This is a genomic window from Belnapia sp. F-4-1, assembly GCF_000802185.1.
Taxonomy (GTDB): Bacteria; Pseudomonadota; Alphaproteobacteria; order Acetobacterales; family Acetobacteraceae; genus Belnapia.
Map to the genome: position 1 here is coordinate 147,279 of NZ_KN676114.1, position 15,817 is coordinate 163,095.

The 15,817-nt window shown below is 64.0% G+C and carries 13 protein-coding genes and 1 pseudogene; 8 read left to right on the top strand and 6 right to left on the bottom strand.

Features of this window, described 5'->3' with window-relative positions; all coding sequences use genetic code 11:
* Positions 1-16: 16 nt before the first annotated feature.
* Positions 17-715: a hypothetical protein gene (locus LH62_RS30670; RefSeq protein ID WP_043366742.1), complete on the bottom strand. Its 699-nt coding sequence runs from the start codon at positions 713-715 to the stop codon at positions 17-19.
* Between the two features lie 995 nt (positions 716-1,710).
* On the opposite strand from LH62_RS30670, the gene LH62_RS26225 reads away from it, so the two are divergent.
* Positions 1,711-2,421 (top strand): IS6 family transposase, encoded by a 711-nt coding sequence (locus LH62_RS26225; protein ID WP_043366765.1) that lies wholly within the window; start codon positions 1,711-1,713, stop codon positions 2,419-2,421.
* A 426-nt stretch (positions 2,422-2,847) separates the two neighbouring features.
* Here LH62_RS26225 and LH62_RS26230 read toward each other — a convergent pair whose 3' ends face one another.
* The gene (locus tag LH62_RS26230) at positions 2,848-3,888 is read right to left on the bottom strand and encodes a glycosyltransferase 87 family protein (RefSeq protein ID WP_144404712.1); all 1,041 of its coding nucleotides are present in this window, start codon (positions 3,886-3,888) and stop codon (positions 2,848-2,850) included.
* A 91-nt stretch (positions 3,889-3,979) separates the two neighbouring features.
* Positions 3,980-5,130, bottom strand: a protein-coding gene (locus tag LH62_RS26235; protein ID WP_144404713.1) for an IS3 family transposase whose coding sequence is annotated in 2 segments (ribosomal slippage) — positions 3,980-4,863 and positions 4,863-5,130 — 1,152 coding nt in all. Because the reading frame shifts where the segments join, the coding sequence is not laid out codon by codon here.
* 335 nt (positions 5,131-5,465) lie between these two features.
* Between LH62_RS26235 and LH62_RS26245 the strand changes: the two genes are divergently transcribed.
* Entirely contained in the window at positions 5,466-7,328 is a 1,863-nt protein-coding gene (locus tag LH62_RS26245) for a glycoside hydrolase family 2 protein (RefSeq protein ID WP_043366747.1), read from the top strand.
* A gap of 64 nt (positions 7,329-7,392) precedes the next feature.
* On the opposite strand, the gene LH62_RS30675 is transcribed toward LH62_RS26245, so the two are convergent.
* Positions 7,393-7,593 (bottom strand): hypothetical protein, encoded by a 201-nt coding sequence (locus tag LH62_RS30675; RefSeq protein WP_144404714.1) that lies wholly within the window; start codon positions 7,591-7,593, stop codon positions 7,393-7,395.
* Positions 7,594-7,668: 75 nt separating this feature from the next.
* Here LH62_RS30675 and LH62_RS26250 point away from each other — a divergent pair.
* Positions 7,669-8,589 (top strand): annotated as a pseudogene (locus tag LH62_RS26250) (IS630 family transposase); the annotation flags it as partial.
* 682 nt (positions 8,590-9,271) lie between these two features.
* Positions 9,272-11,077, top strand: a complete 1,806-nt coding sequence (locus LH62_RS26255; RefSeq protein WP_043366748.1) for a family 16 glycosylhydrolase — start codon at positions 9,272-9,274, stop codon at positions 11,075-11,077.
* 302 nt (positions 11,078-11,379) lie between these two features.
* Here LH62_RS26255 and LH62_RS26260 read toward each other — a convergent pair whose 3' ends face one another.
* Positions 11,380-12,090, bottom strand: a complete 711-nt coding sequence (locus tag LH62_RS26260; protein ID WP_043366765.1) for an IS6 family transposase — start codon at positions 12,088-12,090, stop codon at positions 11,380-11,382.
* A 324-nt stretch (positions 12,091-12,414) separates the two neighbouring features.
* Between LH62_RS26260 and LH62_RS26265 the strand changes: the two genes are divergently transcribed.
* Positions 12,415-13,431 (top strand): IS110 family transposase, encoded by a 1,017-nt coding sequence (locus LH62_RS26265; RefSeq protein ID WP_201445665.1) that lies wholly within the window; start codon positions 12,415-12,417, stop codon positions 13,429-13,431.
* Between the two features lie 328 nt (positions 13,432-13,759).
* Here LH62_RS26265 and LH62_RS30680 read toward each other — a convergent pair whose 3' ends face one another.
* Positions 13,760-14,221, bottom strand: coding sequence for a hypothetical protein (locus LH62_RS30680; RefSeq protein ID WP_144404715.1), 462 nt, complete (start codon positions 14,219-14,221; stop codon positions 13,760-13,762).
* A 289-nt stretch (positions 14,222-14,510) separates the two neighbouring features.
* On the opposite strand from LH62_RS30680, the gene LH62_RS31680 reads away from it, so the two are divergent.
* From LH62_RS31680 to LH62_RS26275, 3 genes are all read left to right on the top strand, one after another.
* Positions 14,511-14,939 (top strand): transposase, encoded by a 429-nt coding sequence (locus LH62_RS31680; protein WP_082012939.1) that lies wholly within the window; start codon positions 14,511-14,513, stop codon positions 14,937-14,939.
* Between the two features lie 3 nt (positions 14,940-14,942).
* A complete protein-coding gene (locus tag LH62_RS31685) occupies positions 14,943-15,368 on the top strand; it encodes a transposase (protein WP_369796842.1) in 426 nt (141 codons plus the stop codon).
* Between the two features lie 18 nt (positions 15,369-15,386).
* Positions 15,387-15,817: IS6 family transposase (locus LH62_RS26275; protein WP_043366812.1), on the top strand; the 431-nt coding region annotated here is incomplete at its 3' end.

Below are 15,817 nucleotides of genomic sequence, written 5' to 3' on the forward strand. Positions count from 1 at the left end.
ATCCCGGTAGGCGTGGCTAGAACAGGGTGGTCTGTGGCCGCTGCGGGTTGCTCGCGGCCGGCTTGCGGCGCGGCAGGGCAGGGGGCAGGGGGGCCGGCCGGTTGGCGGTCTCGTCGGGCCCGGCATAGCCGTCATCGGCGATTAGCCGCAGCTGGATCCCGGTACCGGGTGCTGCTGCCGGCAGCTCCAGTGGTACCGGCCAGAAGCACTCGACCCGGTCCTCGCCGCGCAGCGCCAGGAACACCACCCGGTCGACCCGGCCGGTCCCGTCCGTCTCGACCGCCAGGCGGAAGGCGAGACCCTCGGCTGCCGCTTCGCCCAGCGCCAGGGAGAGCTGCTGGACCTCGACCTCCTGCCGCTTGAGGGTGCGCTCGGTCGGCTCCTCCGCCGCGCCGCGGTAGAAGCGCACCGGCACGCCATTGCCGTTCCCGCCGATGACGAAGACGAAGTGAGCGCTGTCGTCCAGCACCTCGAGCCAGGGGTAGTCGCCCGAGCTGGCGGCCCGCTCCAGCCGGTGCCGGCCGAAGGCAAAAGCGCGGCAGCCGACCGACCAGGGGTCGTCGCCCAACTCGTAGCTGGCCATGGCGAGCGCATCGCGCCGGGCATTGGCCAGCATGCGGGCGCAGATCCGCAGCCGCTCCTCGGTCAGCGCCGGGTGGAAGTCCCAGGGCAGGCGTGAGGGCGGGGGCGGCGAGGGTGGTTCGGGGTGCTCCATGGCGTCACCATACCACGGTGTTGATCGATGACAGCTGTTCGGCGGCAGCGACCTGCTGCACTGGCCTGCCTTGCAAGCTTGTTGGAGCAATTATCGGATAACGACATTGAAAAAGACAAGCACACCCGTACATCCGTTAGGAGAGCTACCCGGGCTGCCGCGGCAAATCGGACGACGTCACAATCCGCGACCGCCACCTCGTAGAGTTTTGAGTATGAAGGTGCGGCAGCCATGTTAACTAAAAATAGACCATGATCGGTTCCGCCTTCTGGAGGCGGCCGTTTTTACAAATGGATACATATGTCAGACGCTAACCGCGTATTTTCGCGCCAACCCAGGCAAGCTACATCTTCCAGCCAAACGCGGCACATTGTCACCGCACCTCGAAAGAACAGCCACGGGACCGTCCGCAGCCGGGTCGTGGAAGTCGTGCATGTTGCGCGGCGTTCGTCAGGTCCGGTCAAGGACCAGCCTTCTTCGACACCATGGCATGCTCATGTGGAAGCTTGGCCCAACGGATTTCGCGCAAAGCCACCGGCGCCAGCGTTGCCGGAGAAGGTGCAACCCACGGCGTCGGAGATCCGGCCTCCTACCGTCCACGTCATGCCGGCGTGGGAGCCATCGGTGCAGCAGCCAGCATCGGCGGATGCTGAGCCCGTCGAAGGGCCGAACAGCACGCAGGCCGTCGAGGGCCTCGACCGATGTGATGCAAAGCCACGTCCGCCGAAGATGACGGTGCGGCGTTTCGCGGACCCCTTTGCCGACGGTGATGACGGTGCCAACTGCATCCGCTGTGGGTATCTTGTCGAGCGGGCCCAGGAAGCGCGTGGCCTGTGGACCTGCTCGAAGTGCAACTGATGCGTCTGCGGTGGCGCGGCCGTAGTGCGCCGATGATCATCACGGCATCACTGTCTTCTCAGTTCTGTTGCATTCTTGCGGCGCCGCCCTGAGCAGGTACAAACCAGGGCATGTCGAGACGGCGGCGAACGGCCTCGGTGAGGCCGGATCAGTCCTTCAAGGGGCGACAGTTCACCGCCGAGGTGATCCTTTGGGCGGTCCGCTGGTACCTGATGTTCCCGGTCAGCTACCGTGACCTCGAACTCATGCTCGCCGACCGCGGCGTCGAGGTGGCGCATACTACGGTGTTCCGCTGGGTGCAGACCTATGCACCGGAGATCGAGAAGCGCATTCGGCCGCACCTGCGCCTGGGCAACGGCTCCTGGAGGGTGGACGAAACCTATGTCCGGGTGAAAGGCCGCTGGATGTACCTGTATCGGGCCGTGGACAGCCGTGGGCAGACCATCGACTTCCTGCTCTCGGCCAAGCGCGACGCGGAGGCTGCGAAGCGCTTCTTCCGCAAGGCACTTAAGCAGCCGCATACGGTGAACCCGCGCACGATCACGGTGGACAAGAACCCAGCTTACCCGTGCGCCGCGGCGGAGATGAAGGCAGACGGCGAGCTATGGCGCTTCTTTCGTCTACGGCAATGTAAGTACCTCAATAACATTGTGGAACAAGACCATCGGCGTTTGAAACGCCTGGTCAGGCCGGGTCTGGGCTTCGGCAGTTTCCACACGGCACGACGAACCCTGGCAGGCTACGAGACGATAGCGATGAGGAGGAAGGGGCAGGTTCGAGGAGTTGGCGGACGCAACATGCGGACCCAAGCTACCTTTGTCGCTGAGCTGTTCCAAGTCGCCGCCTGATCCGAAGCCTGTCGCGGCCAGCTGCGACTTGCCGCAAACTTCGCAACGCAACCAAACTGGATGTGCGGCGCCCACGAACCGGACTCCTGGCCCTTGCACGAATGGTGCAACGAAGGAGACCGCGCCCCACAGCATCACCACCAGCGATCCCTCTGGCAGTGCGACGGGTGTGACCGCCACTGATGCGGCGCCGCGAGGCTCCTGTTCCCAGTGGAAGGGCTGGCGCGGCCATCGCGGGTATGTCGTGGCCAGCGTGCAAAGGAGGAGCAAGGCGCCCACGCATACGACCCCGCCGCACCGCTGGCCCGCAGCCAGTACCGTCCCGGTCCAGGGCAAGGCGAGGAGCATGCGTGCTGTGGCCCAAACCGCAATGCCGAGCAGGACCTCGATGGAGACGGCGTAACGCAGGATTGCGAAGGCGCCGAGCTAGGCGGCGTAAGCGAGGGGGATGAAGGCAAGAACTACTTGGGTGGCTCGAACCGCAGCCTGTTCGGCCGTAGAGCCAATCCTCACCTGGTCGCGGTCGCGCAGGAGGCGCCGCAAGCTGACAGCGCCCAAGGTAAGCAGCGTTCCGGTGATGCCAAGTGCGCAGCGCGGGTCGGCCATTGTCTCCTCGGTTACGACCCCGACGGATGGACGCACCCACAGCAGCGGGTAGGCCAGCGCCTGGGCAATGCTATTCGGAAGGAAACGAGGGTCGCTCTGCCGAATAGGCGGAAACCAAGGTGAGTGAAAAAGGTCATCAAAATACGACCCGAAGGGGTTGCCGAATTGCTCGTAGAGGAACCAATCCCAAGGACCAAATGACACGATGAACCCCAGCGCACCGCCGAGAGCCAACATCGCCACGGTCCGCGCTGGGCTAACGCAGGTGCCGCGCGCAGCAAAAATCGCCGCCCCTGCGAGAGCCGGTGCATAGACAATGGCGGTTAATTTCAGCCCGACCGCAACTCCCACGAGTACCCCTGAGAGGAACCAGAGACGTGCGGCCCGAGGCTTTTGGAGTGCAGCATGCCCTGTTGGGATCCCACAATCCGCAGCTACGAGCAGCGCCAGCAACGCGCCCACAACCAAGCACGCCACCGGGACATCGTTGAACGTGGCGCCGGCCTGCGGCAGCGTTGCCGCGCCGGTCAGACCGAAGGCCGCCGTCAGCATGCTCTCCCAAGTGGCTCGCCGGGCGCTCCCGTGGCAGGCGAGGTTGGCGACGGCTAGCGTCAGGAAGATTAGAAGCCCGAGATAGCCTGCCTGGAGCGTCGAGACGACGCGCAGCCAAGCATTTAAAGGACTCCGCGTCAGCAGGTAGAAGGGAATATCGAGACCCGGGTGCAGGAAGCTGTGTAGGCCTGCCGGCGCGAGGTCTAAGCCCCAGCGCCTCTCCAACAAGGCGTAGGGATTGTAGAGGTGATAGTTCCGTATATCCCAGTTGGCATCGCGGCCGAGCGCGAGTGCGATAGCCGCCGCCACGGCTCAGCAAGTCAAGAACACGCCCCAGCCCATGCGCACGCCGCTCAGGGGCACCGGTGACCAGCCCCCATCGAGTGGTCCGGGCAGATTTTTAGTGGATCACCGCGACCAGCCCTGCTGAGGCTCCACATAGCGCTGGCATAGCCACGGTCTCTGGGGCGGGTGGTCGGTATCCCAGTGACGAGTGCGGCCGAACCCGGTTGTAGTGCTGGCGCCATTCCTCGATGAGCACCTGGGCTTCACGGAGGGTGTTGAACACCTCGCCGTTCAGCAGCTCGTCGCGCAGCTTGCCGTTGAAGGATTCGACGTACCCATTCTCCCACGGGCTCGCCTTCTCGATGTAGGCCGTCTTGGCGCCGACGCCGGCGATCCAGGCCTTCACCACCTCGGCGATGAACTCCGGCCCCTGGTCCGAGCGGATATGCGCCGGCGTCCCGTGCGCCAGAAACAGGTCGGCCAGCACATCGATCACGTCCGCCGAGCTGAGCTTGCGCGCCGCCCGGATCGCCAGCGCCTCGCGGGTGAACTCGTCGACCACGCAGAGCATCCGGAACTTCCGCCCATCGCGGGTGCGGTCCTCGACGAAGTCGTAGGCCCAGACCTGCCGGAGCCGCTCAGGCCGCAGCCGGATGCAGGAGCCATCCGCCAGCCATAGCCTACCGCGCTTCGGCTGCCGCTGCGGCACCCTCAGCCCCTCCTGCCGCCAGATGCGCTCCACCCGCTTGCGGTTCACTGTCCAGCCCGCATCCCGCAGCAGCGCCGTGATCCGCCGATAGCCGTACCGGCCATAGCGCTTGGCCAGCTCGATGATGTCCGCCGTCAGGCGGATCTCGTCCCCCGCCCCACGTGGCGCCTTCCGCTGCGTCGAGCGGTGCTGCCCCAGTACCCTGCAGGCCTGCCGCTCGGACACCCCGAGCTCGCGCACCACATGCTCAACGCAGGTCCGCCGCCGCGCAGGGCTCACCATTTTCCCGTGGCGGCTTCCTTGAGGATGACCTTCTCGAGCGTCAGGTCCGAGACCGCCTTCCGCAGTCGGGCGTTCTCGCGTTCCAGCTCCTTCAGCCGCTTCACCTGGTCGAGCTTCAGGCCGCCGAACTCCGTCCGCCAGCGGTAGTACGTCGGCTCCGTCACCCCGATCGACCGCACAGCCTCGGCAACCGACTTACCCTGGCCCACCAGCACTTCGACCTGCCGCAACTTGGCGACGATCTCTTCAGGCGTGTGCGCCTTACCCCGTGCCATGCCCGCCTCCTAACGCAGCCGCCGGACTACTCTACCGGCGGACCACTCCTAGGGGGTCAGGTCAATCCCGAAGCGCAGCCTCATCTCTGATAAGTCTCCCCCTGCAGCAAGTAAGCGTTTATTAGGAGGGATGTGTTTTGGTCGCGTGCGGCTACAAGCTTGCGCGGTCTGAAGGCAGGCTACATGCCTGCTACGAAGGTGCCCGGTGTGGGAGGCCAGCGGAGATCACCGGACAACAGAGACGAGATCGGCAGGTATGCGCCCAGGCCAGCCATCCCGACGTTGATCGCGCGCCCAAGACTCCTTCATGACCTACTCGCCCAAGGATTCGAACGTTGGACGCAACCGTTGATTGGGCAGTGGCCAAGCACCCTCAAGCCCAGCTTCGCCGGTCTGGGTGGGTCGATCTGCGGGGCCCATGGGGCTTCGCCTTCGACAACGAGGACCGTGGGGTTCAGGAGGGTTGGCCAAGACGCGCCGAGGCCTTCGATCGGGAGATCCTCGTCCCCTTCCCACCCGAGTCCCCAGCGAGCGGCATCCAGGAGCGAGGCTACCATCCGGTCGTTTGGTATCGCCGGGTATTCGAGCTCTCACCAGCCGGGCGAGCGCCTCGACTCCACCTGACATTTGGCGCGGTGGATTACGAAGCTCAGGTCTGGGTCAATGGCCAATTCGCCGGACGTCACGAAGGAGGGCACACACCGTTCACCCTCGACATCACCGCCTGCCTCTCTCCCGAGGCCGAGCAGGTCATCGTCGTGCGCGTCTACGACGACCCGCTGGATCTGACCCAGCCGCGCGGGAAGCAGTACTGGGATCCTGAGCCGGCCAAGATCTGGTATCACCGAACCACGGGTATCTGGCAGCCGGTCTGGCTGGAGCCGTTGGGCGAAGCCTTCGTCGAAGAGGTGCGGTGGACCGCTGATCCGGACCGCTTCGCCGTCCAAATGCGATTGCGGGTGGGTGGGCGCGCAGCCAAGGCGACCCAACTTCGCCTGCGCCTGTCGCTCCGCGGGCGACCGCTGGTAGACGACATCTATGCCCTGGACGGAGCGGTGCTGGACCGCGAAATCGTCTTGCCCCGGCGCATGCATAGGGTCCAAGCGGTTTGCTGGGCACCCCATCATCCCCACCTGATCGGCGCCTCGATCGAGCTGTTGGCGGCCGACGGCTCGGTGCTCGACCTGGTCGAAAGCTACTTCGGCCTACGCCGGATTGAAGCCGTGGACGGCCGGCTGCTGCTAAACGGAGTGCCACTGTTCCTGCGCCTGATCCTGTCCCAGAACTATTGGCCGCAGTCGCATCTGGCGCCACCAAGCGACGAGGCCATCCGGCGGGAGGTCGAACTCGTCAAGGAACTCGGCTTCAATGGCGTGCGCATTCACCAGAAGATTGAGGACCCGCGGTTCCTCTACTGGTGTGACCGCCTAGGCGTGCTTGTCTGGGGCGAGGCAGCCAATGCCTTTCAGTTCGACGAGCGGGCCGCCCAACGGTTGTGCCGTGAGTGGGCGGACGCGGTCCGGCGCGACTACAACCACCCCTGCATCATCACCTGGGTCCCGTTGAACGAGAGCTGGGGCGTGCCGGACCTGGAGCACGATCCGGCTCAGCGTGCGTACGTGAAGGCGCTGTACCATCTGACGAAGACGCTGGACTCTACACGCCCGGTGATCGGCAACGATGGCTGGCAGAACGCCGTCGGCGACATCTTCGGTGTGCATGACTACGCCATGGACGCCGCCAGGCTAACCGAGCGCTACGGCTCCGCCGAGGCGCTCCGGCGCACCTTCGAGGCGATCCGTCCAGCGCATAACCGCCTGCTGGTCGACGGTCAAACCTTCGAGCAGCAGCCAGTCGTGATCAGCGAGTTCGGCGGCCTCAGCATCAAGCCTGGCGAGGGGGAGAACTGGTATGGCTATGCCACGACGAACGATGCGCAGGAGCTGCTGGTGCTCTATGGGGCGCTGGTCGGAGCCTTGCTGGACAGCACGGGGATTGCGGGCTTCTGCTACACCCAGCTCACCGACACCGAGCAGGAGACCAATGGCCTGCTGACTGCCGCCCGCAAGCCCAAGCTGGATATCGCCACCATCCGAGCGATCACCTCCCGCCCGGCTAGGTCCGTCCCAAGCGAGATCCTGGACGCCATCTTCCAGCACGAGGTCGCAAAACGACGTGCGAGCCGGACGGAGGAATAGCCGGGCGGTGACGGCCACTCGGACAATGCTGCGCAGGCGGGAGATTGCGCAGCGCACAGGTCGCCTAGCTGGGAGAGATTGGAGAGCCTCCGACGCGGTAGGGCGCCCATTCAGAAGATGCAGCCTGATGCTCCACAGTCCAGCGCACGACTTTCGGGTCGCGTGGGAGTAGGTAGCGCCAACCCTCGACCAGATCGACCAGCAACTCATCCGCACCGATTTGCTTTTCCTGCAGGTCCGAACCGATGCCGGCGAAGGTCACCATGCGCTGTCCACATTCCTGACTAGTGTCCTGATCGCAAGGTTCCTACGATCACACCGTTGATCGTAGAAGGCTGCGGTGGGCAAGTGGCGTCGCCGCTTTGCCGAGCATCGGCTGGATGGGCTGTTGGACGAACCAAGGCCTGGCACGCCCCGCAGGATCGGCGATGACGCGGTCGCCGATACCATCCGGCGGACGCTGGAGATGCCGCCGGCCGGGGCCACGCATTGGTCGTTGCGCTCCATGGTCCGGGCGGTTGGCTATGCGCCCTCCACCATCCACCGGATCTGGCGGGCGTTTGGGCTGCAGCCGCACCGAAGCGAGACCTTCAAGCTCTCGACTGACCCGCTCTTCGTCGAAAAGGTGCGCGACATAGTCGGGCTGTACATGGCCCCGCCCGAGCGCGCCTTGGTGCTGTGCGTCGACGAGAAATCCCAGATCCAGGCGCTCGACCGCACCCAGCCCCTGTTGCCGATGCGCCCGGGCCAAGCCGAGCGCTGCACGCACGACTACACCCGTCACGGCACCACAAGCCTGTTCGCCGCGCTCGACATCGCCACGGGCGCCGTCATCGGTCGCTGCTACCCGAAGCACCGCTCCAGCGAGTTCCGGAAGTTTCTCGATCAGGTCGAGGCCGCCGTGCCGCCCAGCCTCGACGTCCACCTCATCATGGACAACTACGCCACCCACAAAACCAAGCCGGTCCGTGACTGGCTCGCCAAGCGCCCCCGTTGGCACGTCCACTTCACGCCAACCGGTGCATCCTGGATCAATCAGGTCGAGCGCTTCTTCGCCCTCCCGACCGAGCGCCAGCTCCGACGCGGCGTCCATCGCTCCACCGCCCAACTCGAAGCAGGCATCCGCGCCTTCATCGACGCCCACAACGCCGACCCCAAGCCCTTCCGCTGGACCAAGTCCGCCGACGACATCCTCGCCGCCGTCCAGCGCTTCTGCCTCCGCTCCCAACAGATCGAAGGAACTACGAAATCAGGACACTAGTCGATATTAAGATAACCACTCGCTGCGATTGTATTTGGAAAACACGCTTATGTAATTGCGATATAGATCTGATTTGCCAGCGTATGGGCCGCTGCGGTAGGCTGAGGTGGAGTCGGCACAGGGCCGGACGGTCAGCGAGATCTGCCGCGGCTCGAGGCCACTGAGGCGACCTTCTACTGTTGGCGGACTGAAGGCCAGCCAGGTACGTCGGTTGCAGGAGCTTGAGCGGGAGAATGGTCAGCCAGAGCGGGTGGTGCCGGGGCTGATACTCGACCAGCAGATCCGAAAAGAGGCTGCGAGGGGGCCTTTTAGTCCACTCTTCTGACCGGGTCCGGTCTGGTGGCGTCAGTTGCCGGTGAAGAACCCCGATCCAAGCTGAACCGGCACGGCTGCCATCGGCGGCTCTCAACCTGAGAGCATATTCTCTCTCTACCACATGGGCTTCTACGGCCGGCGTCTGCGTGATGCGCCTGCCGAGCCTCCTCACTCATGGTCGCCATCACGGCGAAAAGCTGCTGTTTCCTGTGGTTTACGGCCATTAGAAGTGGATTGTTTGCGTCTTGCATCGATAAAACCTTAAGGTTCACACATTTTCGCGATTGCAATTAACGGTTGAATTGAAGATACGAAGATCGCGCAGCATGCATCACAATCCTGTGACTGTGCTCGTGAGGATCGGGCCATGGCTATCATCGAAGGTACCTCCGGCAAAGACGTCCTGAAGGGCACCTCGGGCTCCGATGTCATCACGGCCGGCCGTGGCGGCGACACGCTCACCGGCAATGCAGGCGCTGACCGCTTTAGCTTCCTGGCGGGTGACGGCCAGGACGTCATTACCGATTTCAAGCTGGGCGAGGATCAACTGGTGTTCCAGGGCACCTATCGCCCCTGGGTGCTGCACAAGACCATCAACGGCGTCGAAGGCACCCTGGTCCGCTACAGCATGAACACCACCGACACGGTGTTCCTCGCCGGCATCAAGGACGCCAAAATCGAATGGCTGCGGGACCCCGCCCAGGCGCCCAAGCTCTACCAGCCGCTGGTGCAAACCGCCGGCAGTGGTCCCGACACTTTGGTTCTCAAGATCAATCAAGAGGCTTGGCAGGGTAGCGCGCAGTACACCGTGAAAGTGGACGGAGTGCAGATCGGCGGCACCTTCACCGCCTCTGCCCTGCGCGCCTCGGGGAAAACCGACACACTTACCTTGAAAGGTGACTGGGCGGCCGGTGCCCACAAGGTGGAAATCAACTTCCTCAACGATGGCTGGGGCGGCTCGGCTGCCACCGACCGCAACCTCTTCGTCGACAGCGCCAGCTACAACGGCCAAGCGGTGGCGGCATCGAAGCTCAGTCTGACGTCGCAGGGTGCCAAGGCCTTCTCCTTCACCGAGGCAGCAGCCCCGATCGAGAACCGCGTCATCACCGGCACCGGCGGCAACGACACGCTGACTGGTGGCACCGGCCGCGATACCATCTCCGGTGGGTCGGGCCATGACATTATCACCGGCGGTAAAGGCAACGACGTCCTGAAGGGCGATAGCGGCGCCGATCAGTTCAACTTTGCCAATGGCGACGGCGCCGACACCATCTCTGGCTTCACGCTGGGCGAGGACCGTCTCTCCTTCACGGCCCAAACCAGCTACGTGCCTTGGGCGCAGGCAACCACGGTCGGTGGAGTCGAAGGCACGCTGGTCCGCTACAACACCAGCACCGCCGACACGGTCTTCCTCGCCGGGGTAAAGGGCGCTGCCATCGGGGCGCTGCTGAACCCGGCCTGGACAGCGCCCTCAGACACAGCCGAGTTCGGCAGCATCGTCTTCCAGGATGACTTCAACGGCACCTCGCTCGACCGCTCGAAGTGGCCGGTCCTTTACGGCGGCTCAACCTATTGGAACGGCGCCTTCAAGTGGGACAGCTCCGAGGTCGACGTCTCGGGCGGAAACCTACATATCGGCATGACCAAGCAGTCCAGTGGGATCTGGACCACGGGCGGCATCTCCACGAATCCGAACCAGTGGAATCCCGGCTTCTCCTTCATCTATGGCAAGGTCGAAATCATGGCCAAGGTGAGCCAGGAGGTCTGGGGTACCGGGCCGTGCTTCCTTCTCTGGCCGGCGAAGTCCGACACCTGGCCGCCGGAGATCGACATCCTTGAGACCCCGAGGGGCCAGGGCATGTTCACAAACCATTGGCAGGGCCCGGGCGGTAACGGCGATGACCGCTATGCCAGCAAGCTCTTCGACCTCGATCTCGACCAGTGGCATGTCTATGGGCTGGAGTGGACTCCGAACCGCATCACCATGACGGTCGATGGCAAAGTGATGGGCACCTTCACCGGCAACATCCCGAACCAGAAGATGACGGTCGGACTGCAGGGCCACGTCGGTGCCGCAGGCGAGACCTGGTATGGCGGCTCACCTAATGGCACCGGCGTCAACCAGGTCGATATCGCTGTAAACTACGTCAAAGTCTACGACTGGATCGAATGAACCACAAACCAGGCAGAGCGGTGGCAGGTGGCTCCGCCAAAGCTACGCGGGTCTGTCAGCTCTGCCATGAAGAACTCGGTGTCCGGCGCACAAACATACGCCTCAACTGACGCAACATCGGGCGACGCTGGTCGAAAACGCCATACCGGCGGCACATGCGCAAATGCTTCGACCGCGCGCTCTACGACCAGCGTTGGGATGCCAAGAGCGGCTTTAACGCTAAGGATGCTCTGTTGAACCCTTTGTAAGGGTTGCGTTGCGAAGTTTGCGGCAAGTCGCAGCTGGCCGCGACAGGCTTCGGATCAGGCGGCGACTTGGAACAGCTCAGCGACAAAGGTAGCTTGGGTCCGCATGTTGCGTCCGCCAACTCCTCGAACCTGCCCCTTCCTCCTCATCGCTATCGTCTCGTAGCCTGCCAGGGTTCGTCGTGCCGTGTGGAAACTGCCGAAGCCCAGACCCGGCCTGACCAGGCGTTTCAAACGCCGATGGTCTTGTTCCACAATGTTATTGAGGTACTTACATTGCCGTAGACGAAAGAAGCGCCATAGCTCGCCGTCTGCCTTCATCTCCGCCGCGGCGCACGGGTAAGCTGGGTTCTTGTCCACCGTGATCGTGCGCGGGTTCACCGTATGCGGCTGCTTAAGTGCCTTGCGGAAGAAGCGCTTCGCAGCCTCCGCGTCGCGCTTGGCCGAGAGCAGGAAGTCGATGGTCTGCCCACGGCTGTCCACGGCCCGATACAGGTACATCCAGCGGCCTTTCACCCGGACATAGGTTTCGTCCACCCTCCAGGAGCCGTTGCCCAGGCGCAGGTGCGGCCGAATGCGCTTCTCGATCTCCGGTGCATAGGTCTGCACCCAGCGGAACACCGTAGTATGCGCCACCTCGACGCCGCGGTCGGCGAGCATGAGTTCGAGGTCACGGTAGCTGACCGGGAACATCAGGTACCAGCGGACCGCCCAAAGGATCACCTCGGCGGTGAACTGTCGCCCCTTGAAGGACTGATCCGGCCTCACCGAGGCCGTTCGCCGCCGTCTCGACATGCCCTGGTTTGTACCTGCTCAGGGCGGCGCCGCAAGAATGCAACAGAACCGGTGGAACTGGTCGAGCGTCAGGGCTTGGCCGGAGCCAAAGTCCCCAACCAATGCGCGATCAGCGGGTGTCCACATGGCAGCCTCAAGCCGGAAACCGCCTGCAACGCCGCCCAAGGGGATAGGATCAGCTCGTCAAACCAGCTTCGTCACCCCTTCGCAAACATGGGGTAATCGGGGCGTGTCGTCTCCCCGACGCCCCGCTGGCTAGCATCAGCTCCGGGGCCACCATTCCGGGGAGGATCCGCCATGGAGCAGTATGTCGCGCTTGACGTCTCGCTGAAGGAGATCAGCGTCTGCGTGATCGACGGCAAGGGAGCCGTGACGTTCGAGGGCAAGGTCACGGCCGAGCCTGACGCCTTGGTCAGCCTGATCCGCAAGAGGGCGCCGCAGGCTGCACGGGTGGGTCTCGAGACCGGCGCCACCTCGCCCTGGCTGTACCATGCGCTGAAGAAGGCAGACCTGCCCGTGGTGCTGATGGACGCGCGGCACGCCAAGGCGGCGCTCTCGATGCGGCCGACCAAGTCCGACCGCAGCGATGCCCGCGGTCTGGCCGAGATGCTGCGGATGGGATGGTACCGTGCCGTCACCGCCAAGAGCTTCACCGCGCACGAGCGCATGGCGCTGCTCGGGGCCCGGCGCCACCTGGTGGAGATCCGCGTCGAGCTGGACGGGCAGATCCGTGGCCTGCTGAAGACCTTCGGCCTGATCCTCGGCAAGGGGAACACCGATGCCCTGATCCGCCGCGCCGAGACCCTGGCGGAGGGGAATCCGGTCATCAGCAGCCTGGTGGCGAAGCTCGCCGAGGTGCAGCGGCAAGTCGTCGCCCAGATCGCCGCGCTGGACCGCGAGATCCGCCGCCTCATGCGGAGTGAACCCGTCCTCAAACGGCTTATGACGGTGCCCGGCGTCGGGCCGGTCACCGCCCTGGCCTTCCTCTCCACCATCGATGACCCGAAGCGGTTCAAGCATGCCCGCGACGTCGGTCCCTATCTCGGGTTGACACCGACGCGCCACCAATCCGGCGAGGTCGACCGGCACGGGCGCATCTCGAAATGCGACGACGCCTTCACCCGCACCTGCCTGTACGAGGCAGCCAATGTGCTGCTGACGAAGGTGCAGCGGTTCTCGCCCCTCAAGGCCTGGGGCACCCGACTGGTGCAGCGGATCGGCGGCCAAGAAGGCGCGCGTTGCCGTCGCCCGCAAGCTTGCCGTCATCTTGCATTCCATCTGGGTCGACGGCACCGAGTTCTGGTGGACGCGTGAGGAGGCCAGGATGGCCTGAGCTCCGCGCCACCATCCAGGCTCCGCTCCGGCGGAGAGGCTGTCTCTGCCGGGACGGCGGGTGGCGGCGACCGCGCAGAGCCCGTTGGCCGGTCTGGCCTACCCCGCTGGATCAGGCCGTCGCAAACATCGCGGCGCCCCACCCCTGACCCCCATCATGGGGCGGATCACACCAACCCCGGAGAGAACCATGACCCCGGCAGCGGTCAGCCTCCAGCTCGGTGCTTGACCTGAAAGCCCCGATTAGAGAACGGGCTGTGAGTAGCTGCACCAGACGATTAACTGTTAGGTAGCTTTTTTGATGTAAACGTCATTCACCGCTGGCTTGGTCGATATTGGTGTTCCGGGCACTGAATAGAGCGAGAATATTCATATGCAGCCTGTCCTTATTGGAAACTGATTTACGATGATATGCGACCCTATTCGTCAAGCCGGCCTTGATGCCGCAAGAAATGTGGACAGGGGTTCGCCACTCAACGCTGATGCCGCCGTGCCGATTCCTGGGCATGCCACTTTCGATGAGTTCGTACAGGCTCTCAATCCTCTGCACCACATACCGATCGTGGGCCACGTTTACCGAGCGATCACTGGCGAGAAAATTAACCCGGCATTCCAAATTTTGGGTGGTGCTTTGTTCGGCGGCATCAGTGGGGTTATTAGCAGTGCGCTCGTGGTGATGCTCCAGCATACCGACATAGTGGAAGATATGCAGGGTGTTTTGAACGGCGATCATCGCGATCCAACCGAACTCAACTCGCTTCAGCAAGCGCAACTTGCATATGCGACGAATAGCAGCAGTAGCGGATCCTAACAGCCCGTTGACGAAGTCGCCCTAATACCAAATCCCGCTGATCAGAACCCATGCAGTAAAGCGGCTCCGCCGAGGCCGGAGCGGGCTATGTAGGGACGGTCCTCTGCCGCCGATAGGTTGGGATCAACGGGACATGGTATAAGTTGATTCCGTTCGCTCCAGAACCATCTTGTTGCACAAGTCGCCCGTTTTGCCGCGGTGGAGTAGGCTGGCGTAGGGGTGAGCCCTTGAGCATCGAGGGACGCCCTCTGTGCTGTTCAAGGCTAACGCTGACCGCCGGCACCACATCCCCAAGCAGCGCCAGAGGGTAACCAACTGGGCTGAGTACGACGCCAGCTTGCGCGCCCGCGGCAGCCTCACCGTGTGGTTTACGGCCGAGGCGATCGATGGCTGGCGTGCCGAGGCGCGCCCTGGCCGGGGCGGCCAGGCGAAGTACTCGGACTTGGCGATCGCAACCGCCCTGACGCTGCGCGCCGTGTTCCGTCTTGCCCTGCGGCAGACCGAGGGCTTGATCGGCTCCGTCCTGCAGCTGCTTGGCCTTGATCTGGCGGTGCCGGACCACTCCACCCTGAGCCGCCGGGCCGAAACGCTGATGGTGCCGCAGCCGAAGGCGGGCAGCAAGCCGGTGCACCTGCTGGTGGACAGCACCGGTCTTCGGCTGTGCGGTCCCGGCGAGTAGCTAATCGAGAAGCATGGCACCAAGCGTCGTCGAGCCTGGAAGATGCTTCACCTCGCCACCGACACCGACACCGACACGGGCCAGATCGTTGCCTCGGTGCTGGCTGGCAGAGAGGCCGATGACGGCTCGCAGGTCGGTCCCCTGCTTGAGCAGGTCGATGGTTCCGTGGCGTCCTTCACCGGCGACGGTGCCTACGATCGGGACGACGTCTACGCCGAGGTCGCGGCACGCTACCCGGACGCGGCCGTGGTCGTACCACCACGCGCCAGCGCTGTGCCGAGTGAAGCTGCGCGGTCAGCGCCGACGCAGCGGGACGCGCATCTCCGATGTATTGTCGAGCGAGGCCGCATGGGTTGGCAGAGGGCCTTGGGGTACAACTGGCGTGCTCTGGCATTGTCAAGTCGTTGGGCTCTGGGCGGAATGAACTGACTGGGCCAAGCTGGCCGGATGTCGACCGAGCCCACCACCTACCCCGGCTACCGCTTTCCGGCCGAGGTCATCCACCATGCCATCTGGCTCTATCACCTGTTCAGCCTGAGCCTGCGCGACATCGAGCTGATCCTGGCTGAGCGCGGCTTGGTGGTCAGCTACGAGAGTATCCGCCGTTGGTGCCTCAGCTTCGGTACCGAGTTCGCGGCCAAACTGCGCAAGCGCCGGCCGAGGCCGGGTGACACCTGGCACATGGATGAGGTTTATCTGAAGATCAACGGCGAGCTCTTCTACCTCTGGCGCGCGGTCGACCAGCACGGTGTGGTGCTCGACATCCTCGTGCAGGAAAGGCGCAATGCCACAGCCGCCAAACGCTTCTTCAAACGCCTGCTGGCCGGCCTGAAGTACAAGCCCAGCAAGATCGTCACGGATGGGCTCCGCAGCTATGG